General features: G+C 58.6%; 26 protein-coding genes and 1 riboswitch. Of the genes, 4 read left to right on the forward strand and 22 right to left on the reverse strand.

The window, feature by feature from the left end; translation table 11 throughout:
* Entirely contained in the window at nt 1–699 is a 699-nt protein-coding gene (locus N6L24_RS10565) for an SDR family NAD(P)-dependent oxidoreductase (RefSeq protein WP_271844646.1), read from the reverse strand.
* A gap of 141 nt (nt 700–840) precedes the next feature.
* On the opposite strand from N6L24_RS10565, the gene N6L24_RS10570 reads away from it, so the two are divergent.
* The 4 genes from N6L24_RS10570 to N6L24_RS10585 all read left to right on the forward strand — a co-directional run bounded on the left by N6L24_RS10570 (nt 841) and on the right by N6L24_RS10585 (nt 3,487).
* On the forward strand, nt 841–1,461 hold the full coding sequence (locus tag N6L24_RS10570) for a sulfotransferase family 2 domain-containing protein (protein WP_271844647.1): 621 nt from the start codon (nt 841–843) through the stop codon (nt 1,459–1,461).
* Nucleotides 1,462–1,580: 119 nt separating this feature from the next.
* Nucleotides 1,581–2,228, forward strand: a complete 648-nt coding sequence (locus tag N6L24_RS10575; protein WP_271844648.1) for a 50S ribosomal protein L25/general stress protein Ctc — start codon at nt 1,581–1,583, stop codon at nt 2,226–2,228.
* Nucleotides 2,229–2,416: 188 nt separating this feature from the next.
* Complete coding sequence (gene pth, locus N6L24_RS10580; RefSeq protein WP_271844649.1) at nt 2,417–3,097, forward strand: aminoacyl-tRNA hydrolase; 681 nt, start codon at nt 2,417–2,419, stop codon at nt 3,095–3,097.
* Between the two features lie 18 nt (nt 3,098–3,115).
* Nucleotides 3,116–3,487, forward strand: a complete 372-nt coding sequence (locus tag N6L24_RS10585) for a DUF2237 family protein (RefSeq protein WP_271844650.1) — start codon at nt 3,116–3,118, stop codon at nt 3,485–3,487.
* Here N6L24_RS10585 and N6L24_RS10590 read toward each other — a convergent pair.
* The 21 genes from N6L24_RS10590 to N6L24_RS10690 form a co-directional block, all read right to left on the reverse strand.
* The gene (locus N6L24_RS10590) at nt 3,484–3,960 is read right to left on the reverse strand and encodes a helix-turn-helix transcriptional regulator (protein ID WP_271844651.1); all 477 of its coding nucleotides are present in this window, start codon (nt 3,958–3,960) and stop codon (nt 3,484–3,486) included. The two genes, N6L24_RS10585 and N6L24_RS10590, sit on opposite strands and share 4 nt — an antisense overlap.
* A complete protein-coding gene (locus N6L24_RS10595; RefSeq protein WP_271844652.1) occupies nt 3,960–4,262 on the reverse strand; it encodes a hypothetical protein in 303 nt (100 codons plus the stop codon). The genes N6L24_RS10590 and N6L24_RS10595 overlap by 1 nt, the downstream gene beginning before the upstream one ends.
* Nucleotides 4,263–4,391: 129 nt before the next feature.
* Nucleotides 4,392–4,739, reverse strand: coding sequence for a hypothetical protein (locus N6L24_RS10600; protein WP_271844653.1), 348 nt, complete (start codon nt 4,737–4,739; stop codon nt 4,392–4,394).
* Between the two features lie 215 nt (nt 4,740–4,954).
* Entirely contained in the window at nt 4,955–6,193 is a 1,239-nt protein-coding gene (gene trpB / locus N6L24_RS10605; protein WP_271844654.1) for a tryptophan synthase subunit beta, read from the reverse strand.
* Nucleotides 6,194–6,260: 67 nt separating this feature from the next.
* Nucleotides 6,261–6,920, reverse strand: coding sequence for a phosphoribosylanthranilate isomerase (locus N6L24_RS10610; RefSeq protein ID WP_271844655.1), 660 nt, complete (start codon nt 6,918–6,920; stop codon nt 6,261–6,263).
* Nucleotides 6,921–6,990: 70 nt separating this feature from the next.
* On the reverse strand, nt 6,991–7,332 hold the full coding sequence (locus N6L24_RS10615) for a LapA family protein (RefSeq protein WP_271844656.1): 342 nt from the start codon (nt 7,330–7,332) through the stop codon (nt 6,991–6,993).
* Nucleotides 7,333–7,617 carry an integration host factor subunit beta gene (gene ihfB, locus N6L24_RS10620; RefSeq protein ID WP_271844657.1) on the reverse strand — a complete coding sequence of 95 codons (285 nt, stop codon included), beginning with the start codon at nt 7,615–7,617 and terminating at the stop codon, nt 7,333–7,335.
* A 265-nt stretch (nt 7,618–7,882) separates the two neighbouring features.
* A complete protein-coding gene (locus N6L24_RS10625) occupies nt 7,883–9,799 on the reverse strand; it encodes a DEAD/DEAH box helicase (protein ID WP_271844658.1) in 1,917 nt (638 codons plus the stop codon).
* Nucleotides 9,800–9,951: 152 nt separating this feature from the next.
* Nucleotides 9,952–11,631: a 30S ribosomal protein S1 gene (rpsA, locus tag N6L24_RS10630; RefSeq protein ID WP_271844659.1), complete on the reverse strand. Its 1,680-nt coding sequence runs from the start codon at nt 11,629–11,631 to the stop codon at nt 9,952–9,954.
* Nucleotides 11,632–11,885: 254 nt separating this feature from the next.
* Nucleotides 11,886–12,887, reverse strand: a complete 1,002-nt coding sequence (locus N6L24_RS10635) for an aldo/keto reductase (protein ID WP_271844660.1) — start codon at nt 12,885–12,887, stop codon at nt 11,886–11,888.
* A gap of 9 nt (nt 12,888–12,896) precedes the next feature.
* Nucleotides 12,897–13,502, reverse strand: coding sequence for a (d)CMP kinase (gene cmk / locus N6L24_RS10640; protein WP_271844661.1), 606 nt, complete (start codon nt 13,500–13,502; stop codon nt 12,897–12,899).
* A 7-nt stretch (nt 13,503–13,509) separates the two neighbouring features.
* A complete protein-coding gene (gene aroA, locus N6L24_RS10645) occupies nt 13,510–14,862 on the reverse strand; it encodes a 3-phosphoshikimate 1-carboxyvinyltransferase (protein ID WP_271844662.1) in 1,353 nt (450 codons plus the stop codon).
* A gap of 183 nt (nt 14,863–15,045) precedes the next feature.
* The gene (trmB, locus tag N6L24_RS10650; RefSeq protein ID WP_271844663.1) at nt 15,046–15,780 is read right to left on the reverse strand and encodes a tRNA (guanosine(46)-N7)-methyltransferase TrmB; all 735 of its coding nucleotides are present in this window, start codon (nt 15,778–15,780) and stop codon (nt 15,046–15,048) included.
* Nucleotides 15,781–15,924: 144 nt separating this feature from the next.
* On the reverse strand, nt 15,925–17,106 hold the full coding sequence (gene metK / locus N6L24_RS10655) for a methionine adenosyltransferase (RefSeq protein WP_271844664.1): 1,182 nt from the start codon (nt 17,104–17,106) through the stop codon (nt 15,925–15,927).
* A 4-nt stretch (nt 17,107–17,110) separates the two neighbouring features.
* Nucleotides 17,111–17,160: riboswitch (SAM-SAH riboswitch) on the reverse strand.
* 35 nt (nt 17,161–17,195) lie between these two features.
* A complete protein-coding gene (gene lnt, locus N6L24_RS10660; RefSeq protein WP_271844665.1) occupies nt 17,196–18,725 on the reverse strand; it encodes an apolipoprotein N-acyltransferase in 1,530 nt (509 codons plus the stop codon).
* A complete protein-coding gene (locus tag N6L24_RS10665) occupies nt 18,712–19,617 on the reverse strand; it encodes a hemolysin family protein (protein ID WP_271844666.1) in 906 nt (301 codons plus the stop codon). The genes lnt and N6L24_RS10665 overlap by 14 nt, the downstream gene beginning before the upstream one ends.
* A gap of 1 nt (nt 19,618) precedes the next feature.
* Nucleotides 19,619–20,140, reverse strand: coding sequence for an rRNA maturation RNase YbeY (ybeY, locus tag N6L24_RS10670; protein ID WP_271844667.1), 522 nt, complete (start codon nt 20,138–20,140; stop codon nt 19,619–19,621).
* A gap of 52 nt (nt 20,141–20,192) precedes the next feature.
* Entirely contained in the window at nt 20,193–20,624 is a 432-nt protein-coding gene (locus N6L24_RS10675; RefSeq protein ID WP_271844845.1) for a DM13 domain-containing protein, read from the reverse strand.
* A 63-nt stretch (nt 20,625–20,687) separates the two neighbouring features.
* The gene (locus N6L24_RS10680) at nt 20,688–21,716 is read right to left on the reverse strand and encodes a PhoH family protein (protein ID WP_442872595.1); all 1,029 of its coding nucleotides are present in this window, start codon (nt 21,714–21,716) and stop codon (nt 20,688–20,690) included.
* Nucleotides 21,717–21,870: 154 nt separating this feature from the next.
* Nucleotides 21,871–22,185, reverse strand: a complete 315-nt coding sequence (locus N6L24_RS10685) for a hypothetical protein (protein WP_271844668.1) — start codon at nt 22,183–22,185, stop codon at nt 21,871–21,873.
* Nucleotides 22,186–22,197: 12 nt separating this feature from the next.
* The gene (locus tag N6L24_RS10690; protein ID WP_442872596.1) at nt 22,198–22,779 is read right to left on the reverse strand and encodes an OmpA family protein; all 582 of its coding nucleotides are present in this window, start codon (nt 22,777–22,779) and stop codon (nt 22,198–22,200) included.
* Nucleotides 22,780–22,782 lie beyond the last annotated feature (3 nt).

Consider the following 22,782-nt stretch of genomic DNA (forward strand, 5'->3'; position numbering starts at 1 on the left):
TCAGATATATGGATTTCGCTGCGGGCGCAGCGTTATTTCCGTGACGCAGGCCGTATTGGGAAAGCAAATTGCGCCGTAAATCGCCTGCGCGATATCCTCGACTTGGATCATCTTGCTGGCGTCCTTGCCATCATACCCATCGCGACTGGTGTTCACGAACCCCGGATGCACAACGGTGACGCCAATGCCCTCTTCGCGGACATCCTCATACAGCGCCTTGGCAAAGCCCGCCTGTGCGTGGCGCAGGGCACAATGTATCGCGTGGCGGGACCAGCCAAGCCAAGACGTCGGGCCGCAGATGTAAACCACGGACCCTTGGGTCTTCGCCAACGCTGGCAGTACATAGGCCGTCAGGCGGATCGTCGCCCGGAGCACGTCATTAATGGACTGATCCCAGTCAGCGAACCGGTCCGTCGACACCTTGCCGTAAGTGTACTTTGCGGCGCAATGCACAAAGGCGTCCAACCGGGGCTGCCCGATCGCCCATTCTGCAAGTTTTGCCAAGGCATCCATGTCACCCATCTCAGCAGAAAAATACTCTGCTGATCCACCGGCAGCCTTGATGGCCTCGACAGTCCGCCGGAGCCGAGTTTCGTCTCTGCCATGGGCCAGGATATGCCACCCCTCGCGCGCCAACCGAATGGCGGTGCCCTGCCCTATGCCGCTTGATGCGCCGGTGATGAGAGCTGTTTTTGGCATGTTGGAACCTCCGAGATTGCGCGCATAGTTTAACACAAATAAAACCCGCGCCCGATACCTTGCCCGGTCATACCCAGCGCCGCTTTGACAGTGGCGGCGGGTCAAGCGATAGTCAGGGCAACACAGCGGCAGGCGACGACAGTGCAAATTTATTTCAAACAAAAACTGGCGTTTCTTGCGGTGCCCAAAACCGGCACCACGGCTTATGAACGCGCCTTGCGCCCAGAGGCGGACATCACCTTTGCCAAACGTCGCAAACATATGACCGCCGGGCAGTTTGAACGCCGTATGATGCCATTTCTGGCGCAATTTTATCGGCTGGTGCCCGAACGCATGGCGGTGATGCGCGACCCGATTGAACAGATCCGCAGCTGGTATCGCTATCGCACCGCCCCTAAAAGCGCGCGGCTGGATGGCTCCACCAATGAGATCAGCTTTGATGCCTTTGTGCTGGGCGTGCTGAAGGATCCGCAGCCGCCACTCTTTGCCATTGGCAGCCAGCACCATTTCCTGACGATGGCAGATGGCAGCCTGCCGCTGGAACATCTGTTTGCCTATGAACGTCAGCCGCAGATCAAAGCGTTTCTGAATGACCGTTTTGGCCGCGCGATCACGGTGCCGGTGCGCAATGTCTCCCCGCCAAAAGCAACGCCATTGTCCCCGGATATCGAAGCGCGCCTGCGCCAGACGCGCGCTGCAGAATTCGCCTTATATGACCGGATCTTGCAGGCCGGCGGACATTTGCGCCTGCCGCCACGCTGATTTTCAGCAAAAAAGCGTGATTTCCGTCTTTCCCCTTTGACGATTCTGCGCTATGGGCCGGGCTTCACGCGGGGTTACAGCCTTGGAGGAACCCCGCCCTAACATATTGGAGAATTCAAATGGCTGGACAGATCCCTGATCTTCACGCCGAGGTCCGTACGGGGACAGGCAAGGGCGCCGCTCGTCAAGCACGTCGCGATGGTATGGTTCCTGGTGTGGTTTATGGCGGCGACGCAGAACCACAAGCAATCAACATTCCTTTCAATGTTCTGTTGAAAAAGCTGAAGCAAGGCCGCTTCCTTTCCACGCTTTTCAACCTGAAGATTGAAGGCCAGGAAGACGTGCGCGTGATCTGCCGCAACGTGCAGCGTCACGTCGTGAAGGACCTGCCAACCCACCTTGACCTGCTGCGTCTGCGCCGCACTTCGAAAATCAACCTCTTCATCCCTGTTGAGTTTGTGAACGAAGAAGAAGCGCCCGGCATCAAAAAAGGTGGCGTTCTGACTGTTGTGCGTAACGAAGTCGAATTGAACGTAACCGCTGGCGATATCCCAGAGAAACTGGTTTTCGACCTGACCGGCAAAGAAGTTGGCGACACAATCACCATCTCGCAGATCGATCTGCCAGAAGGTGCCAAGCCAACCATCGACCGCGATTTCGTGATTGCGAACCTCTCTGCACCATCTTCCCTGCGTGCGTCTGACGACGACGAAGAAGAAGTTGCTGCAGATGAAGTGGAAGCAATCGAGCAGACCGAAGAGGCATAAGCCCAGTCTCGCTTGCGCGACCAAATTGAAACGCGGCCTTGTTTCAGGGCCGCGTTTTTTTGTGCCCAAAAATCATGTGACACAGCGCACAGCTCCGCCAGGTGTTTATCCATGAATTCCCCTCGCATTTCAGCGTCAGGGCGCGTAAAACTCTGGCCAATCACTTGCCAACACCAGAGACTATTTTGATGAAACTCTTTGTCGGCCTCGGAAACCCCGGCCCGAAATACGCAGGCAATCGCCACAATATCGGTTTTATGGCGGTCGACCGGATCGCCGAAGACCACGGCTTTGGCCCATGGCGCAAGAAATTTCAGGCGCAGGTGAGCGAAGGCAAATTCGGCAGCACCCGCGTTGCCCTGCTGAAGCCTGAAACCTTTATGAACCTGTCCGGCCAGTCTGTTGGCGAGGCCATGCGGTTTTACAAAATCGACAGCACCGATGTGGTGGTGTTTCACGATGAGTTGGACCTCGCGCCCGGCAAATGCCGCGTCAAATCGGGCGGTGGCCATGCCGGGCACAATGGGTTGCGCTCGATCCATCAGCATATTTCGCCACATTATGATCGCGTGCGGCTGGGCATCGGCCATCCGGGCCACAAAGATGCCGTCGCAGGGTATGTGTTGCGCGATTTTGCCAAGGCCGATCAGGACTGGCTGGATGATCTTTTGCGCGGCATCAGTGACGGCGCGGCGCATCTGGCGGCGGATGACAGCGGCAAATTCATGAACGCGGTTGCATTGCGCGTCGCCCCGCCCCGCTCTTCCACCGGGACCAAAGCGGCCGCCCCTGCCAAGCCCGAAAAGACGCCAACCCCGGCCGAAGATGCCCGCACGCCGATGCAAAAGTTATTGGACAAATTCAAATAGCGGTTGCAAGCTTATGCCATGCAGAAAGACCCGGAAATCAACATCTTGGGTGGCAAGCTGACGCGGTGCTCTAATGGGCCGACCACTGGATTTTTCCGCGATGGTCATTGCAACACCTGCGAGGCGGACAAAGGCAGCCATACGGTCTGTGCTGTGATGACCGCCGAATTCCTCGCCTATTCCAAATATGTCGGCAATGACCTCACAACCCCGCGGCCCGATCTGGGGTTTCCCGGCCTGACCCCCGGCGACAAATGGTGCCTTTGCGCTGCGCGCTTCCTGCAGGCCCATGACGAAGGCTGCGCGCCCAAAGTGGACCTTGAGGCGACTCATGCCCGCGCGGCAGAAATTGTGCCGCTGGTCGTCCTGCAGGATTGCGCATTGGATTAATCCAGCATCATGTCTTCGATAAAGCAACTTAGCAGCTGCGCGCGGCCGTTGACGCCTGCCTTGCGGTAGATGGCATTGCTTTGCGCTTTCACGGTGCCTTCGGTGGTGGCGCGCAGGGCGGCGATTTCCGCGACGCTCATGCCTTTTAGGGAAAACAGCGCCACATCTTTTTCAGCCGCGGTCAGCCCCCAGACTTCAAACTGCTGCGTGACGTGATCGCGAAACGCAGATCGCGCGATGCGCAGGCTTTCAGCGGCCCGGGCGTGGGCGCGCATACTGTGTCGCAGCGCTGCGAACCCCAGCCCTGTCCCCAAAACCAGCCCGATGGCCGCGCCAATTTCCAACGCTTCGCGCCACTGCCAACTGCTGGGCGCAACGCGGCTGCCCGTCAGGGTCAGCAGGATATCGAGCACAAAGAACAATGCGCAGCCCGCCTGCAGGAGCGTCAGCAACAGAAGGTGCCAGCGCCGCATCAGTCAAAATCCAGCAGCCAGTGGCCCGGCGCTGCCTTGTCTGCATCATCGTCATCCCCATCCTGTGGCTCGGCATAGTCGCGCAAAATTTCCAGCGAGCCGCGATCCAAAATGAGTTCCCGCTCATGGGTCGCGCTTTCCGCCTCAATGCGGATCCGTCCGAGCCATGTGCGGCTGATTTCAATCTCGTGGTACCCCTGCGCCTCAAGCTCCGCCAGCAGTGCCTCAAGCGTGGTGGCTGACGCCGGCGCACACAGCACCATGGCAGCCAGAAACAACAGAGATAGTCCCAGTCGGCGCATAGAAGGCTCCTTGATCCTCATGGTCCGGTAAAGAGGGCGGGCTGGCCCCTGTCGGGGATGCTTAGCCAGCCCGCCGATTGTGTCGCCGGTGCCTGACTAATCAAACACCGCGCTCAAACAATTTAAACATCAATTGTCGTCTTCATCCTCGTCGTCTTCGTCATCCTCGTCTTCATCGTCGTCATCATCCTCTTCGGAATCATCGTCATCGTCTGCGTCGTCATCGTCTGCGTCGTCATCCTCTGCCTCTTCGCGGGTTTCCAGAAGCGCTTCGGTCGCGCTGTCATAGATGAATTCAAATTCCACCCCATCGCGCGTCGCTTCGAACACAATGGTGCCGCCATCGGTCTCCACATCCACATCGTCATAGCCTTGCGCTGCCAAATCCGCGCTCACGCGGTCAATGAAATCTGCGCTTTGGGCCTGTGCGGAAAAGCCAAGGGCGACAAGGGCGCTGGTCATAAGAAGTCGTTTCATTTGGTAAGTCCTTTCGAGGTTAGGGCAAGGGAGCAGCCCTGCCGTGTCACCCATCTGAGGACGCCCAGCGAATTGCGCCATTGTACCCAGGTTTATTTGCATTGCCCTGACACCGGGGTTGAGGCGGATAAACTTGTGTTTATGCCCGCCCAACGCAAAACGGCGACCCAAAAGGCCGCCGCTTGAAACAAAGAAAAGAATTTAACGCCAATACGTTACTCGGCGTCGCTCATGTCAAACCCCAGATGACGGGCAACGGTAAAGATGTCTTTGTCACCCCGGCCACACATGTTCATGACGATGATATGATCCTTGGGCAACGTGGGGGCCAGCTTCATAACATGGGCCAGCGCGTGGCTTGGCTCTAGCGCGGGAATGATGCCTTCGGTGCGGCAGCTGAATTGGAAGGCCTCTAGCGCTTCTTTATCGGTGATCGCGACATATTTCGCGCGGCCGATTTCATGCAGCCAAGAATGCTCTGGGCCAATGCCCGGATAATCCAGACCCGCAGAAATTGAGAAACCTTCAAGGATCTGACCATCGTCATCTTGCAGCAGATAGGTGCGGTTGCCGTGCAGCACGCCCGGGCGGCCGCCCGTCAATGAAGCGCAATGCTCCATCTTCATGTCAACGCCCTTGCCGCCGGCCTCAACGCCGATGATATCGACGCTGTCATCATCCAGAAACGGAAAGAACAGCCCCATTGCGTTGGAGCCGCCGCCGATCGCCGCAATCACGGTATCGGGCAGACGTCCCTCGCCTTCCTGCTCGGCCAGTTGTGTGCGCACTTCTTTGCCAATGATGGCCTGAAAATCACGCACCATCGCAGGGTATGGGTGCGGGCCAGCCACGGTGCCGATGCAATAGAATGTGTCGGCCACATTGGTCACCCAATCGCGCAGCGCATCGTTCATCGCATCTTTCAATGTGCCACGACCGGATGTCACAGGCACAACCTCAGCGCCCAACAGACGCATGCGGAACACATTGGGGGCCTGACGCTGCACGTCATGCGCGCCCATGTAGACCACACATTTCAGGCCGAATTTGGCACAGACGGTGGCGGTGGCCACCCCGTGCTGGCCGGCGCCGGTTTCCGCAATGATGCGGGTTTTGCCCATGCGCTTGGCCAAAATGATCTGCCCCAGCACATTGTTGATCTTATGGGCCCCGGTATGGTTCAGCTCATCCCGCTTAAGGTAGATTTTTGCCCCGCCCAACTCTTCGGTCATGCGCGGTGCAAAATACAGCGGGCTTGGGCGGCCAACATAGTGCTGCCACAGATCGTTCATTTCCGCCCAGAAGCTTTCGTCGGTCTTGGCCTTTTCGTATTCCGCTTCCAGATCAAGGATCAGTGGCATCAGGGTTTCTGACACGAAACGCCCACCAAAATCGCCGAAGCGGCCCTTTTCGTCGGGACCGTTCATGAAGCTGTTGAAAAGATCGTTGGCCATGGATGCCTCTTTGGTAACTGTTCCGCTTTTCTTAGGCTGCTTGGCGCGAAACTTCCATGGCAAAGTGTCAGGAAAGTTTCGGCGCGGGCGCTTCTTGCGCTGCTTTGACAAAGGCGCGGATCAGGTCTGGGTCTTTGACGCCCGGTGCGCTTTCCACACCGGAGGACACATCGACCTGCCGCGCGCCGGTCATTTGAGCGGCCAGCGCCACATTGGTGGGCGTCAGCCCCCCGGCCAGCATCCAAGGCTTGGGCCAGAATTTCCGGTTCACCAGTTGCCAATCAAAGGCCAGCCCATTGCCCCCCGGCAGCGCCGCGCCATTGGGTGCCTTGGCATCCACCAAAAGCTGATCAGCCACCCGCCCATATAAATCGATCTGCGCCACATCCGCTTGCGTGGCAATGCCGATGGCTTTCATCACAGGCAAGCCATAGCGCGCACGTACCTCAGCGACACGTTCCGGGCTTTCGCTGCCGTGCAGCTGCAACATGTCCAGCGGCACCTGCGCCAGCAGATCATCCAGAAACGCATCCTCTGCATTGACCGTCAGCGCCACTTTGGCGACGCCAACCGGCGTCTCAATGGCCAGATCCCGCGCCAGTTCAGGGGCGATATTGCGTGGGGATTTTGCAAAGAAAACAAACCCCACATAGGCCGCGCCTGCCTCTGCTGCGACAGCAATATGTTCCGGGGTTTTCAAACCGCAAATTTTGACGCGCGTGTCCATGTTCGCTCCAAATGAAAATGCCCCGGATCATCTCCGGGGCACATAGATAATCTTGTCTGGTTTACCGGGCTTATTCCAAAAGCGCCAGCACCTCGTCTTGGTCTTTGCCCTCGCGGCCTTTCAGGCGGCGCATCTCGCGTTGGGTTTGCTTCAGCTCCCGCTCGGTGCGCGACGCGGCGGCCCGCAGCTTATATTCGCGCATCCATTCCCAGACAAAGCCCAGCAAGAGCCCGACAATGATCCCGCCGAAGATGACGATGAACAGTGGCAGGCTGATCGCATATTCCCAGCCGGTCAGCTGCGCCAGCGGCGCAGGCAGCAGGTTGAGCGTGACCATATCCCGATTGGCCAAAGCGACAGAAATCAGGACCACGGCCACCGTGGCCAAAAAGGCATAGCGAATATAGCGCATTTAGGCTTTCCCGTTCAGACGATCTCGCAAGAGCTTACCAGTCTTAAAGAACGGAACGTGCTTTTCTTCAACTGCGACAGATTCGCCCGTGCGCGGGTTGCGGCCCACGCGCGCGTCGCGTTGTTTGACAGAAAAGGCCCCAAAGCCGCGCAGCTCGACCCGATCGCCGCGGGCCATGGCCCCGGTAATCTCTTCGAAAATCGAGTTCACAATCCGCTCGACGTCGCGTTGATACAGATGCGGATTTTCGTCGGCGATTTTTTGGATCAGTTCCGATCGGATCATCTAATGTCTCCCCCCAAGCTCGTTATGAAAGTGTTGGCATTAGCGACAAATATACGAAATTCGCGCTGAAAACGGAAACCTTAAGATCGGCCAAACCCCTGATTTTCCGCGAAAATGTCGTCAAAATTCGCAAAAAACATGTGATCACAGCGCGGCAAGCGCACTCCCCTTGGGCGTGTGCGAACTGCTGCATCGCAGCATTTGAATCGATTCGGGAACAGTTCAGAGGCGCAGCGCCTTAGGCGCTGCGCGATCAAAGACCCTATCAGCCCTTGCGCCGAGGCGCGGACTGGCCACCTTCGGCGCGCAGTTTGGCGCGGGCCTTGTTCTTTTTGCTGTTGGCCTTTCCAGCTGGGGGCGGTGGACCCTTTGGCGTCTTGCCGGGTCGTTTACCACCCTTTTTGGAGGCCGAGGACCATTCTTCATCAGAATAGCGGCGCGCCGGTTTCTCGGCTGGTTTACCCGCGCCCTTGGGCTTTTTGGGTTTTCCGTCGGCCTTGCCTGCGGCGTCCTGATCGGGCGCAAAATCACGCTTGCCGCGATGGGCAGGTTTGCCACCCGGTTTGCGATCAAAGTTTTTGCGCGGGCGCTCACTACGTTCAGGGCGCTCCAGAACTGGGGTCTCGGCAAGCTGGGTCACAGCCGCGCCGTCTTCCACCACCATGTCCGGCCCGATGGCCGCGCGGAACTTGCTGGCGCTGGACTCGAGAATTTGGACATAGGTGCAGCTTTTCTGAACGCGAATGGCACCAATGTCATCTTTGGTCAGCCCACCCGCTTTGCACAGCATGGGCAGGATGCGACGGGGCTCTGCCCCCATGGCGCGGCCACCTTCGATCGAGAACCAGACGCTTGCGCCAAATTCCTCACGTGGGCGCGGCTTGTCGTCAAACACGCTCAGCTCTTCTGGGGCTGAATGCAGAGATTGACGCAAACGCGTATAGGCCGCTGCGATTTGCTCGATGGAAAATTCCGTGGTCAGGCGTGTAACCAAAGGCTGCTCTGACTCAGTCACAGCTTGGGTCCACTCGTCGCTGGTAAAGATACGCTCTTGCTCACGCTCAGATACTTCGGCAGCGGAGGGTGCACTGCCCCACTCTGCTTTCAGCTTGGCCATGCTCAAGATGCGTTGCGCTTTTTTCATGTTGCGCTTGGTCACAACCAAGGCGCTGGTGCCTTTACGTCCCGCGCGGCCCGTCCGGCCAGAGCGGTGCAACAGGGTTTCATGGCTGCCTGGCAGTTCTGCGTGCACAACCAAATCAAGGTTGGGCAGGTCAATCCCGCGCGCAGCCACATCCGTGGCAACACAGACTTTGGCCCGCCCATCACGCATGGCTTGCAGCGCATGGGTGCGCTCGGTTTGCGACAGCTCACCCGACAGGGCCACCACTTTGAAACCGCGATTGGACAGACGTGTTGTCAGGCGGTTTACCGTTGCGCGGGTGTTGCCAAAGACGATGGCGTTTGGCGCATCGTAATAAAGCAATGTATTGATAACGGCGTTTTCAACGTCGCGGTCAATCACATTCATCGCGCGGTATTCAATATCGCTGTGCTGGGCGTTTTCGGATTTTGCGACAACGCGCTCTGCGTCTTTTTGGTATTTCTTGGCGAGGCCCAGAATGGATTTTGGAACCGTCGCAGAGAACAGCAGCGTTTGGCGTGTCTCTGGAGATTCCGCCAGAATGAACTCCAGATCTTCGCGAAAGCCGAGGTCGAGCATTTCGTCAGCTTCATCCAGAACCACAGCTTTGATCTGCGACAGATCGATTGAGCCGCGCATGATGTGGTCGCGCAAACGGCCCGGTGTGGACACAACGATATGTGCGCCCCGTGCCAGATTGCGGCGCTCATCACGCATGTCCATGCCGCCCACGGTCGAGGCCAAAACAGCGCCCGCTTTGGCATAGAGCCAGCTGAGTTCGCGTTTCACTTGCAGGGCCAACTCGCGGGTGGGGGCAATCACCAAGGCAACCGGGGCAGCGGCGCGTTCAAAGCGGTCATTGTCTTCTAATAGGGTCGGCGCGATGGCCAGGCCAAAGCCCAGCGTTTTGCCGGAGCCGGTTTGTGCTGACACCAAAAGGTCTTTGCCTTCAAGTTCAGGGTCCAAAACGGCCTGTTGAACAGGTGTCAGGGTGTCATACCCACGGTCGTCAAGTGCGTCGCGGAGTGCTTGTTTCACAGTCAGTTCTTCTCTTTTGTAAGGTGTCCACGCCCCTGCGTGGGAGGGCCAACGAGGCAAAACAGAGAACTGCGATACCCAAAACGGCCTTCAATAAGAAAGGCCCCGCCCAAGCGGGCGAGGCCAAATTGCTTAGGAGACGAAGCTTTCGCTTATTCGTCGCCCTTCAGCGCTGCGCCAAGGATATCACCCAGGGACGCGCCGGAGTCAGAAGAACCATACTGTTCAACTGCTTCTTTTTCTTCTGCGATCTCACGTGCTTTCACAGACAGACCCAGACGGCGTGTTTTGCCATCTACGTTGGTCACACGTACGTCAACTTTGTCGCCAACGTTGAAACGCTCTGGGCGCTGATCTGCACGATCACGGGCCAGATCGGAGCGGCGGATGAAGGATTTCATGCCTTCATATTCCACTTCGATGCCGCCGTCTTCGATGGCAGTCACTTCAACAGTCACGATGGAGCCACGCTTCACGCCGCCAGTCGCTTCGGCGAACTTGTCACCACCCAGCGCTTTGATGGACAGAGAGATACGCTCTTTTTCGACGTCAACTTCGGACACAACCGCTTTGACGACATCGCCCTTGCGGTAGTTCTGAATGGCGTCTTCGCCGCGTTCGTCCCAGGAAATGTCGGACAGGTGAACCATGCCGTCGATTTCGCCAGGCAGACCGATGAACAGGCCGAATTCGGTGATGTTTTTGACTTCACCTTCAACTTCGGTGCCCTCTGGGTGAGTCTCAGCAAAGACTTCCCATGGGTTGCGCATGGTCTGCTTGAGGCCCAGGGACACGCGACGCTTCGCGCCGTCGATTTCCAGAACCATAACTTCGACTTCTTGCGACGTAGAGACGATCTTGCCTGGGTGTACGTTTTTCTTGGTCCAAGACATTTCGGACACGTGCACCAGACCTTCGACACCTGGCTCCAGTTCAACAAATGCACCGTAATCGGTGATGTTGGTGACGCGGCCGGTGTGGACGGACTCCAGTGGGTATTTCGCAGCAACCAGATCCCATGGATCTTCCATCAGCTGTTTCATACCCAGCGAGATGCGGTGGGTTTCTTTGTTGATCTTGATGACCTGTACCTTGACGGTTTCGCCGATGGACAGGATCTCAGATGGGTGGTTCACACGGCGCCATGCCATGTCGGTGACGTGCAGCAGGCCGTCAACGCCGCCCAGGTCAACAAATGCACCGTATTCGGTGATGTTCTTGACCACACCGTCAACCGCATCGCCTTCGGCCAGTTTGCCGATGACTTCTGCGCGCTGCTCGGCGCGGGATTCTTCGAGGATCGCGCGGCGGGACACAACAATGTTGCCACGACGACGGTCCATTTTCAGAACTTGGAATGGTTGCTTCAGACCCATCAGAGGGCCGGCGTCGCGCACAGGGCGCACGTCAACTTGCGAACCTGGCAGGAAGGCAACTGCGCCACCCAGATCGACAGTGAAGCCACCTTTGACGCGACCAAAGATTGCGCCTTCGACGCGCTCTTCGTTTGCGTATGCTTTTTCCAGACGATCCCATGCTTCTTCGCGGCGCGCCATCTCACGAGAGATAACAGCTTCGCCACGGGCGTTTTCTGCCGCGCGCAAGAAGACTTCAACTTCGTCGCCAACAGCAACTTCTGGGGATTCGCCAGGGTTTGCGAATTCTTTCAGCTCAACGCGGCCTTCCATTTTGTAGCCTACGTCGATGATGGCCTGACCCGCTTCAATTGCGATGATCTTGCCTTTGACAACGGATCCCTCTTCTGGGGTATCCATCTCGAAGCTTTCGTTCAGGAGGGCTTCGAAATCCTCCATAGATACGTTTTGAGCCATGTGGTCTCAGGTTCCTTTGACAATGTTTTCTGGCCGCGCGGTTGTCTCCGCCGGTCTTGGTTTCGTTGCCCTGACGGCGTATTTAAAGCGTTACGATTCATGGCAAAAACACACAAACAACAAGGGCCGAAAGTTGCTTTCAGCCCCTGCTCACCATGATCGCGACTCTTTACGGTCGTCAGACATGGGCGCATTTACGGCGTTTCATCCTTATTTGCAAGAGCTATAACCACATTGGACGGCCTTGCGGAGCGCTAGCAATACCGCTCCGGTCCTTCCCATTGGGCCGCATTGTAGCGATCGCCATGCGCCCAGCCCACGGGCAGGACCGTTTCGATCGCCTCCAGATCTGCTGCGCTCAGATCGATCTCTGCACCCTTCACCAGCTCTTCAAAGTGTGCGACCGAGCGGGTGCCCGGAATGGCGATGATATGTTGCCCGCGCGCCAGAACCCAGGCAATCGCGAGTGAGGCCGCCGCATACCCCATATCCGCCGCGAGCGCGCGAAAGGGCTGGGCCGCGGCCAGATTGGCGCTGTAGTTTGGCTCTTGCATCCGTGGATTGACGCGCAGAAATGGCCCGTTTGCCACGGCGTCGGCGGACAGCGGCGCATCTGTCAAAAACGACCGCCCCACCGGCGAGAAGGCCACAAATGTTGTGCCCGTTCTTTCACAGGCCTGCAGCAGCCCAAGCTCGGGCGCGCGCGTCGCGAGGGAATATTCGGACTGCACGGCATCAACAGGGTGAACCGCATGCGCTTTCATCAGCGAGGTTGGCGCGATCTCGGAAAACCCGATCCCGCGTGTTTTACCCTTTTTCACCAAATCTCCCAAAGCGCCGGCGACCTCTTCGATGGGGATGCTTTGGTCACGCCGATGCACGTAGAACAAATCCACATGATCCGTTCCCAGACGCTTCAAACTGGCGTCAAGCTCCGTCTCAAGATAGGCAATTTCGTTGTTGAACCTGCGCCCGCCATCCGCATTTCGCATGATCGCCGCCTTGGTTGCGATATGCAGACGCTCCCGTTCTGCCGCCCCGCGCGCAGCCAGATACTGCCCAATGACGGTTTCCGAACGGCCCATGCCATAGACATTCGCAGTATCAATATGGGTAACGCCAGCGTCGCGGGCGGCATCCAAAATCGCCAAAGAATTCTCTTCGGTGGTCGGGCCATAGAAATCCGCAAAGCTCATCGCCCCGACCCCGACCGCAGACACCATGCGCTTTTCTGTTCCAATCGGGCGATGTTTCATGGGCTTTCCTTATCTCGCAGCGTGAATGACCTGCAAAGCGGCGGTGATCGCCTCGTCAATGGCCAGGTCAGATGTATCAATCAAAACCGCATCCTCGGCTGGCTTCAAGGGCGCTTCGGCGCGACTCATATCTCGATCGTCACGGGCTTTGACATCAGCCAGCACCTCGTCAAAGCTCAGCGCATGTCCCTTTTCGGTCAGCTCAGCATGGCGTCGCTGCGCGCGGACCTCGGCAGAGGCGGTTACAAACAGCTTTACCTCAGCCTCCGGGCAGATCACCGTGCCGATATCGCGCCCGTCCAAAACGGCCCCACCGGCGCGGCGCGCAAAGCTGCGCTGAAACTGCACCAGCGCGGCGCGCACCTCGGCAATCACCGCCGCTTTGCTGGCGGCCTGCGCCACTTCGGGCGTGCGCAGATTATCCGCCTCCAGATCTTCTGCACTGAGGCTGTTTGCCGCCTTCAAAGGATCTGAACCCGCCAAAACCTTGGCCCCAACCGCGCGATAGATCAGCCCGGTGTCCAGATGCGCAAAGCCCAGCTCGCGCGCGATGGCCTTAGAAATCGTGCCTTTGCCAGCTGCCGCAGGACCGTCAATCGCGATGGTGAATGCCATGGGACCCTCAGGCGTTGCTGCGCACGAGCTGCGCGCCAAGCTCCGCCATCAGCGGCTCAAAGATCGGGAAAGATGTGGCAATCGGGCTGCCATCATCCACACTGACAGGCTTCTGCGTTGCCATGCCAAGGATCATGAAACTCATCGCGATGCGGTGATCAAGCTGGCTGGCGCAGGTGCCGCCACCGGGCACATTGCCATGGCCCAGCCCTTTGACAACCCACCAATCTTCGCCTTCATCGACCGTCACACCATTGGCACGCAGCCCCTTGGCCATGGCGTCGATGCGATCAGATTCCTTCACGCGCAACTCCTTGACGCCCTTCATCACCGTATCGCCCGCGGCAAAAGCGGCCACAACCGACAGCACCGGGTATTCGTCAATCATCGAAGCGGCACGCGCCGGGTCAACCTCAATCCCCTTGAGATCTGGCGAAAATTTGGCGCGCAAATCCGCAACCGGCTCTCCGCCCTCTTCGCGCTCATTTTCATAGGTGAGGTCGGCGCCCATTTCGCGCAACGTGGTAAAGAGCCCAGCGCGGGTCGGATTGAGCCCGATATTGGGGATCAACACGTCAGAGCCGGGTGTGATGATCGCGGCGCAGACCGGAAAGGCGGCACTGGACGGATCACGCGGCACCACAATGGTCTGCGCCTTAAGCTCCGGCTGTCCGGTCAACGTGATGACGCGGCCTTCATCGGTTTGTTCAACCGTCAACTCTGCGCCAAATCCTTGCAGCATACGCTCGGTATGATCGCGGGTTGCTTCTTTTTCGATCACCACGGACTTGCCCGGCGCATTCAGCGCCGCCAGCAAAACCGCGGATTTCACCTGCGCTGAGGGCATCGGCACCGTGTAGCGCACTGGCATCGGCTCCGCCGCGCCCACAATTGTCATCGGCAGACGCCCGCCAGAGCGGCCGACAGACTGCGCCCCAAAGAGCGCGATCGGATCTGTGACCCGCGCCATCGGGCGTTTATTCAGCGAGGCATCGCCGGTAAACGTCGCAGTGATATCACTCGTGGCCATGCATCCCATAATCAGCCGCACACCGGTGCCCGAGTTGCCGCAGTCAATCACGTTTTCCGGCTCGGCAAAGCCGCCAACGCCCACTCCGTGCACCGACCATTCGCCGCCACCGTGATCCGTGACCTCAGCGCCAAAAGCACGCATCGCCTTGGCCGTGTCCAGCACATCTTCGCCTTCCAAAAGGCCGGTAATGCGGGTTTCCCCAATCGCCAGCGCACCGAGGATCAGCGCGCGGTGAGAAATGGATTTGTCGCCCGGCACATTGGCTATGCCGTTCAGCGGCCCACAGGGGCGGGATGTCATCGGAATGGGGGTGCCGTGGCCAGACATATGCGCGATCCTCAAACTGTCGTTTGTTAGGCTGTTAGCGCAGAAGATTGCGAAGGTCCATGGGGCAGCGCGACGATCCAATCATTGCGCCGGGGTTCATCTTTTCAAAAATACTCTGGGGTGAGGCCGCAAGGCCCCGCCTTGTGGCCGAGGGGCAACGCCCCTGCCCCTTTTGCACGCAGTTCAGCCGAGGCGGCGGAAGGTCAGATAATGCGGCGTGCGCCCTTCGCGGAAGGCTTTCTGCTCATAGCGGGTCGAAATCCAGTCCCCCCAGGGCTTTCGCCAGTCCTCTGGGCCTTCGGCCAGCCACTCAAACCCCGCCTGCGGCACCTCTTCCAGTGTCTGGCGCACATAATCTTCGATGTCGGTGGCGACCCGGAATATTGCGCCGGGCTTCAGCACACGCGCCAGAGGCACAAGATGCTCTTGCGTCACAAAGCGGCGTCGGTGATGGCGTTTCTTCGGCCATGGATCGGGATACAGCAGAAACGCCTTGGAAACCGACGCCTCCGGCAGCACATCAAACATGTCCCGCGCATCACCCGGATGCACACGGATATTGTCAGCCCCCGCAGCGCGGATTTTCCCCAAAAGCATGGCGACGCCGTTGATATAAGGCTCGCAGCCAATAAAGCCGACGTCCGGATTGTTACTGGCTTGATGCACCATATGTTCACCACCGCCAAACCCGACCTCAAGCCAGACGTCGCGCGCGCCAAACAAGGCGTTCAGGTCGATATTGTCCCGCTCAGGGTTCTCTTCCCAGCTCACTTTTCCAGGCGACAGCTTGGCGAGGTCTTCATCAAGCCAAGCCTCCTGCGACTTGCGCAGCCCTTTGCCTTTGAACCGCCCATAAAAATTGCGCCACGGCGCGCCGGATGGGTGCTGATCTGGGGTTTTAGAGCTGTCGTCGGCCATCTGGGTCTCTCAATTTGGATCGCGCCCATGTGCCGCATGGGGCCGCTTGGGTCAAGGGCCCCTGGCAATGCCGCCGATCATGCAAAAGCGCGGCAGAATTCATCCGCCGCGCTTTTGCAAAGTGTTAATCTTGGGGCGTTGCGCTTAGACAGCGGCCTTCAGCGCATCCACCAGATTGGTCGCTTCCCAGCTGAAACCGCCGTCAGCATCAGGCGCGCGGCCAAAGTGGCCATAGGCGGCAGTGCGCTGGTAGATAGGCTTGTTCAGTTGCAAATGCTCACGAATGCCACGCGGGGTCAGGTCGATCACCTGGCCAATCGCGGTTTCAATCGCCGCATCCTCGACCTGGCCAGTACCATGGGTATCGGCATAGATTGACAATGGACGCGACACGCCAATGGCATAAGAAAGCTGGATGGTGCAGCGATCCGCCATGCCTGAGGCCACAACGTTTTTCGCCAGATAGCGCGCCACATAGGCGGCAGAGCGGTCCACTTTGGTCGGATCTTTGCCCGAGAAGGCCCCGCCGCCATGCGGCGCAGCGCCCCCGTAGGTGTCGACAATAATCTTGCGCCCGGTCAGCCCGGCATCGCCGTCTGGCCCACCGATCACGAATTTGCCCGTGGGGTTCACATGCCAGATGGTTTCCGGCGTCAGCCAGCCTTCGGGCAGGACCTCTTCGATATAAGGCGCAACGATGCCCCGGATGTCGGCGCTGGTCAGGCTTTCGTCCAGATGCTGCGTTGAGAGCACAAGGGAGTCGATCCCCACCGGCTTGCCATCACGATAGCGCACGGAAAGCTGCGATTTCGCATCCGGGCCAAGCACCGGCTGCTCGCCGGATTTGCGCACTTCGGCGAGGCGGCGCAGGATCGCGTGGGCATATTGGATCGGGGCTGGCATCAGCGCCGGGGTTTCATTGGTGGCATAGCCAAACATGATCCCCTGATCGCCCGCGCCTTCTTCTTTGTCGGCGGCGGCATCCACACCCTGAGCAATATGCGCGGATTGTTCATGCAGCAGGTTGGTGATCTTCACCGTTTCATGGTGAAATTTATCCTGCTCATAGCCGATGTCTTTGATACAGGCGCGCGCAATCTCATCGACACGGCCCATGTAATCTTTCAGCTTCGCTTGATCGGACAGGCCGACTTCGCCGCCAATGACCACGCGGTTGGTGGTGGCAAAGGTTTCGCAGGCCACGCGCGCCTCGGGTTCTTCGGCGATCAAGGCATCCAGAACGGCATCAGAAATGCGGTCGCAGACCTTGTCAGGATGCCCTTCCGAGACGGACTCGGACGTGAAAGTGAAATTCTGTCTGATCATGAAGTGCTCCATTAACAAAATATCTGCCACGCCAGGAAGCCGTTGTGACAGTTGGTACCCGCTGCACATATGGGGGGGATGCAGCAAGGTCAATCATTAAACCGCGCCTTTCGGGCCGCGCATAGCAGCAATGCCCCGAGGAGCAGCGCGAAAATCAGCCAATCGCCGGTACGCGCATAGAGCGTCATGGCGCGCTTGGGCGGCAGCGCCGCATCCAGATAGCCCGCCGTATTCAGCCCCAGCGCAGCGGTGATGCGCCCGCGCGCATCAATCATGGCCGAGACCCCGGTATTGGCCGCGCGGATCAGCGGCAGCCCCTGCTCTATCGCGCGCATTTGGGCCTGCACCAGATGCTGATAGGGTCCTGAAAATGCCCCGAACCAGGCGTCATTGGTGATCTGCACCAGCACCGCAGGGCGGCTGTCATAGCGGCGGACATCCTGCGGAAACACCGCCTCATAGCAAATCAGCATCCGCGCCAGCCCAAGCGGGCCAAGATCCATCACGCCGCTGCCCTGCCCAGCGCTGAACCCGCGCCCTTCGCTGGCCGCCAGCCCGTAGATGCCAAACCGCGCCAAATGATCGCCAAAGGGAAAATATTCACCAAAGGGCACGAGGTGCTGCTTGTCGTATTGTGCAGCAATCTGTCCGTCCGCCCCCATGAGCGCCGCCGTGTTAAAAAGCCGAAAGCCCTGATAGCGATTAGCCCCAAAGAGAACCGGTGTGCCCGCCGCCGCCGCATGCAGCGCGCCCAAGGCCCGGTCCGCATTGGGCAGGCTCGCCGGCAGGCTGGTTTCAGGCCAAATGATCAGGTCCGCGGCGGGGCCTTCGGGCGCGGCCGCCGTGAACCCCAGCGCGCGGTCAAAAAACACCGGCATATAGCCTAGCCGCCATTTCAAATGCTGCGGGGCGTTGGGCTGCACCAGACGCACGCGCGCGGCCTCAGCGGGCGCATCGCTGGGCGCTGGCCCCGGCAAAAACCCGGCAAGCCCGATTGCAGCGCCCATCAAGGCGAGCAGTCGCAGCCAGCCCCGGTCGCCATTGGATGCTGAGAGGGTCCCAAAGATGGCTCCTGCTATGGCCACCGCCAACACCGTAAAGAGCAAATTCACGCCATGCACGCCGACATAGGCGGCAGCTTGGGCAAACTGCGTGTCAATCAGCCCATAGGCAGGCATGCCCCAAGGAAACCCAGTAAATACATAGGCGCGCGCCAGTTCCGCAAGCGGCAGGGTCAGCGCCAGCGCAGCCCAGCCAAAGCGTTTTGCCAAAGCAAATGCCGCTGCCCAGAACAGCGCCAGCCCTGCGGCCATGAACCCCACGGCAAAGGGGGCCATCCAGCCATGGCGCTCCGGCTCCACCAGAAAGGGGGAGACGAGCCAATGCAATGTCGTGACAAAATACCCAAGGCCAAAGGCCCAGCCCAACAGTGTTGCGGACCGCGCCTTAGCCGTCTGGGCCAAACAAAGACACGCACCGACAAACCCAAGAAGCGACAGCAACGGCCAAGAAAACGGGGCCTGCCCCATCGCTGCCACTGCACCGAGTAATGCAAATGTCAGAAACCGCCGCCAACGTGGCGCGTCAGTCAGATGTGCCAGCGCCCTATTCGGCCACATGCCGCTGCGCATCCTTCAAGAGCACGCGCAGGCGCTTGATTTTGCGCGGGTCCGCATCAACCACTTCAAACTCGGTGCCATCAGGGTGAATCACCACTTCGCCACGCGCCGGCACGTGGCCTGCCAACATAAAGACCAGCCCGCCGAGCGTGTCGATCTCTTCTTCGTCGATCTCTTCGGCATCAGTCAGCGCATAGCCGATCGCGTTTTGGAATTCGTCCAGTGGTGTTTTTGCCAGCGCGAGGTAACAACCCGGTGCCTCTTCGGTCCAAAGCAGATCGCCGGTCTGATCATGCTCATCCTCGATTTCACCCACCACCTGTTCAATCAGGTCTTCGATGGTCACAAGCCCTTCGACACCGCCATATTCATCAATCACCAGCGCCATGTGTCGGCGTTCGGTCTGCATCTTGGCGAGCAGGACGCCAATCGGCATGGACGGCGGCACAAACAGCAAGGGGCGCAGAAGTTGGCGCAGGGCAAAGCGTCCGCCCTGACCGTCAAAGCCATATTTCAGCGCAATGTCTTTGAGATGCACAAAGCCAATCGGCGTATCCAGCGTGCCATCAAACACCGGCAAGCGGGTAAAACCACTTTCGCGGAAGGTGTTGACCACTTCGCTTTGCGCCATAGACACCGAGACGGCGATGATATCCGCCTTGGGTACAGCCACATCCTCAACCCGCATTCGCCGCAAGTTGATCATCCCATGCGTCTGCACGGGGGCCGGCTCTGTCAAGAGTGTCTGAACATCAGCACCTGCATCGGCGGGGCTGATCGCTTCCATAAGACGGCGGAAAAATCCGCTCCGCGCCTTATCGTTCTGGTTCGGTTGAGAATCTTCCCGCGCGCGCTGCGCCGCGTTAGAAGACCCGTCAGTACTGTCGCCCATCTTACCTTTCCAAATTGGGGGTTTCCCCCGCGTCTATCCTATATGGGTCAGGCAGACCCAGTTTGCCAAGTATCGCAACCTCAAGACCTTCCATCAAAGTGGCATCTTGGTCACGGATATGATCGTAGCCCAATAAATGCAAAATTCCATGCACAAGCAAATGTGTGACGTGATCTTGCATCGGTTTACCGGCCTCGGCGGCCTCCCGCGCGCAGGTGTCATAAGCAATGGCGATATCGCCAAGCTCTGGGTCCGGCCCCGCGGGCGGCTGCGGCGACGCGCCAGCGCGCTCAGCGCCGCGTTCTTCGGAGGGCCAGGACAGCACATTGGTCGGGCGCGGCTTGTCGCGGTGATCGCCATTCAACACCGCAATGCGCGCGTCATCGCAGGCCAGAAGGCTTATGTCCCATTCATCCGGGTCATATCCCAAATGCGCAAGCGTCGCCTCGCTGGCGCGCTCTGCCAGAGCTTCAAGCGCAAGCGCATCCCAACGCGGATCTTCGGTGATAATCTCAACGGTCATGGGGCCTGTTACCTGAGACGGCCCTAAAGCAAAAGCCGCGCCGCATATGATTTTACTGATATTGGGCCGAAGTGATGAATTCACCAAAGCTTTCGCACCAGACAACAACCGTCGAATATTGCCTTACATCCACCCCGTCAGGCACCGGCACCACAAAACCGCCAAAGCTTTTGATATCGCCGATCTGGAGGGCCTCGGCGCGCGCGGCCTCAAAGCCGGCTTCGTCCTCAACAAACTGTGTCATCAGATAGAGTTTATAATCCGGCCCGGGCGCAAGCTTGCCTTCGTGCACGATTGCCCGTTCGGTCACGCTCAGCTGGCCTTCACCCCAATGCAGAAAATCACTGCCCTGCCGGTCACGATCAAAGCTGGCGACAAACAATGCCCCCGCAGCCTGCGCCTCAATCTCGCTGCCATCGGGCGACGGCGGCGCGGTGAGAATCGGCAAAAAATAGATGCCAAGCGCGAAGCCAAGGGCCAACATTCCCAAGTGAGTCACCGTCAAAAACAGGCGTCTGAACATAGGCAACCCTCTGTATAAGTGACCTTAGGTGGTCGGTTTCTCCGCATCCGCGTCATAGGCCTTGATAATCGCAGCCACGAGCGGATGACGCACAACATCGTCGGCGGTGAAGTAGTTGAAGCTGATGCCATTTAAACGGTTGAGCAGCCGCTCTGCATCCCGCAGGCCCGATTGCACACCGCGTGGCAGATCCACTTGCGTGCGGTCGCCCGTAATCGCCATGCGGCTGCCCTCTCCCAGACGGGTCAGGAACATCTTCATCTGCATGGTGGTGGCGTTCTGCGCCTCATCAAGCACGACAAAGGCATTGGCCAATGTGCGCCCGCGCATAAAGGCCAGCGGCGCGATTTCAATGCGCTTTTCCTCGATCAGCTTGGCCAGTTGTTTGCTGGGTAGAAAATCGTTCAGCGCGTCATACAGCGGCTGCATGTAAGGATCGACCTTGTCCTTCATGTCACCGGGCAAATAACCGAGCTTTTCGCCCGCCTCGACCGCCGGGCGCGACAGGATAATGCGATCGACTTCGCCGCTGATGAACATCGAGACGCCCACCGCAACCGCAAGATAGGTCTTGCCGGTGCCCGCGGGGCCGATGCCAAAAGCCAATTCATTGGCAAAAAGGTTCTGCACATAGGCTTTCTGCGCGTCTGTGCGCGGCTCAACCAATTTTTTGCGGGTCTTGATTTCAACCTTGCCGCCCTTGAACAGCTCCATCTGGTCGCCATCGCGACTGCCGGTGTTCTGTTCAGAGCCGCCCATGCGCAGCTCGCGGTCAATATCGCTGTGTTCCACTGATTTGCCGCTTTCCAGCCGCTGATACAGTGTTTCAAGCACGCTGGCCGCTTCGGCCTGTGCGGCTTCTTCGCCAAAAATCGCAAGCTGGTTGCCACGGCGGATGATCTGAACGCTCAGCTTCTGTTCGATTTCCGCCAGGTTGCGATCATATTCGCCGCAAAGATCAATCAGCAAACGATTGTCGGGAAACTCCAGAATATGTTCTTTTGGGGTTTCGTTTGCGGGTGGCGGGGTCATTTCGCTGATGGCCAAATACATCTCCTATCAGGCGGGTTACTGAGTCTCAGGCTGCCACTTTTCCCCCTGCGGGCGCAAGCGCCTTGGACGAAAAATCATGCATTCGTTACAAAAAATGGCCGCATGCCAAACATGCGACCATTAAAAAATTTCGATGGATTTTCAGGCGAGAAAATCAAGCCGGATCGTTAAAGAAGGTGCCCTCTTTGTAGGCCCCTGTCGCCGTGCCCGGAGGGGCGATTGGCGCGCAGACCGGCTTGCCATAACGATCCAGGCGGGCGTCCATATAGCCCTCGTTGCCATCGTCGATAATCCAGTGGTGACAGCCATTTGGATCCACCCAAATACCGGCGACCAGCTGGCTCAGGTGTTTTTCATCATAACCGCGGTCCACGGTTTTGTCGGTGATTTCACCGCCGCTTTCTTCGCCAAAACAGCCCGCCAATGCGGTGGCGACAGACAATGCAGCACAAAGTTTAATAGCTTTCATAACCCGTCCCCCTTAGCGGATACACATGATTTCAACACGCCGGTTGGCCGCGCGGCCGCTGGACGTCTTGTTGCTGGCACGTGGCATGCGTTCGCCATAGGCGCGCACATCGGCAATCTTGGCCCCGGCAGAGGAGCCAACCTTGGCAACAGCAGCTGCGCGGCGGAAACTCAGCGCCATGTTGCTTTCATCGCTGCCACGGCTGTCGGTGTGCCCCATCACGATGTAATATTGCGCGCCTGCAGTTTCGAAGAATTGCTTGATCTTGGCGCGGCCAGCGGCGCTCAGCCCGGCGCTGCCGGACGAGAAGAACTGGTCAGAGCTCAGCTCGCCGCACATATTGCCGTCGCGGCAAACCGGCAGGCCCTGACGGGTGAGATGCGGGCTCATATAGCCTTCGGCCCCGTCGTCCATCACCCAATGCTCACATCCATCCGGGTCCACCCAGATGGTGGGCACATATTGCTGCGCCCGGACGGTCTTGGTTTCCTGAGAAACGGCTGCGCCAGCAAAAGCCGTGGCGGTAAGCGCCGCAATTGCCAGCCCTCCCATCACTTTGCGCGCGGATGCTTTCAATGTAACTGCCACGATCATGTC

The sequence above is a fragment of the Cognatishimia sp. SS12 genome, assembly GCF_028369055.1.
Taxonomy (GTDB): Bacteria; Pseudomonadota; Alphaproteobacteria; order Rhodobacterales; family Rhodobacteraceae; genus Cognatishimia.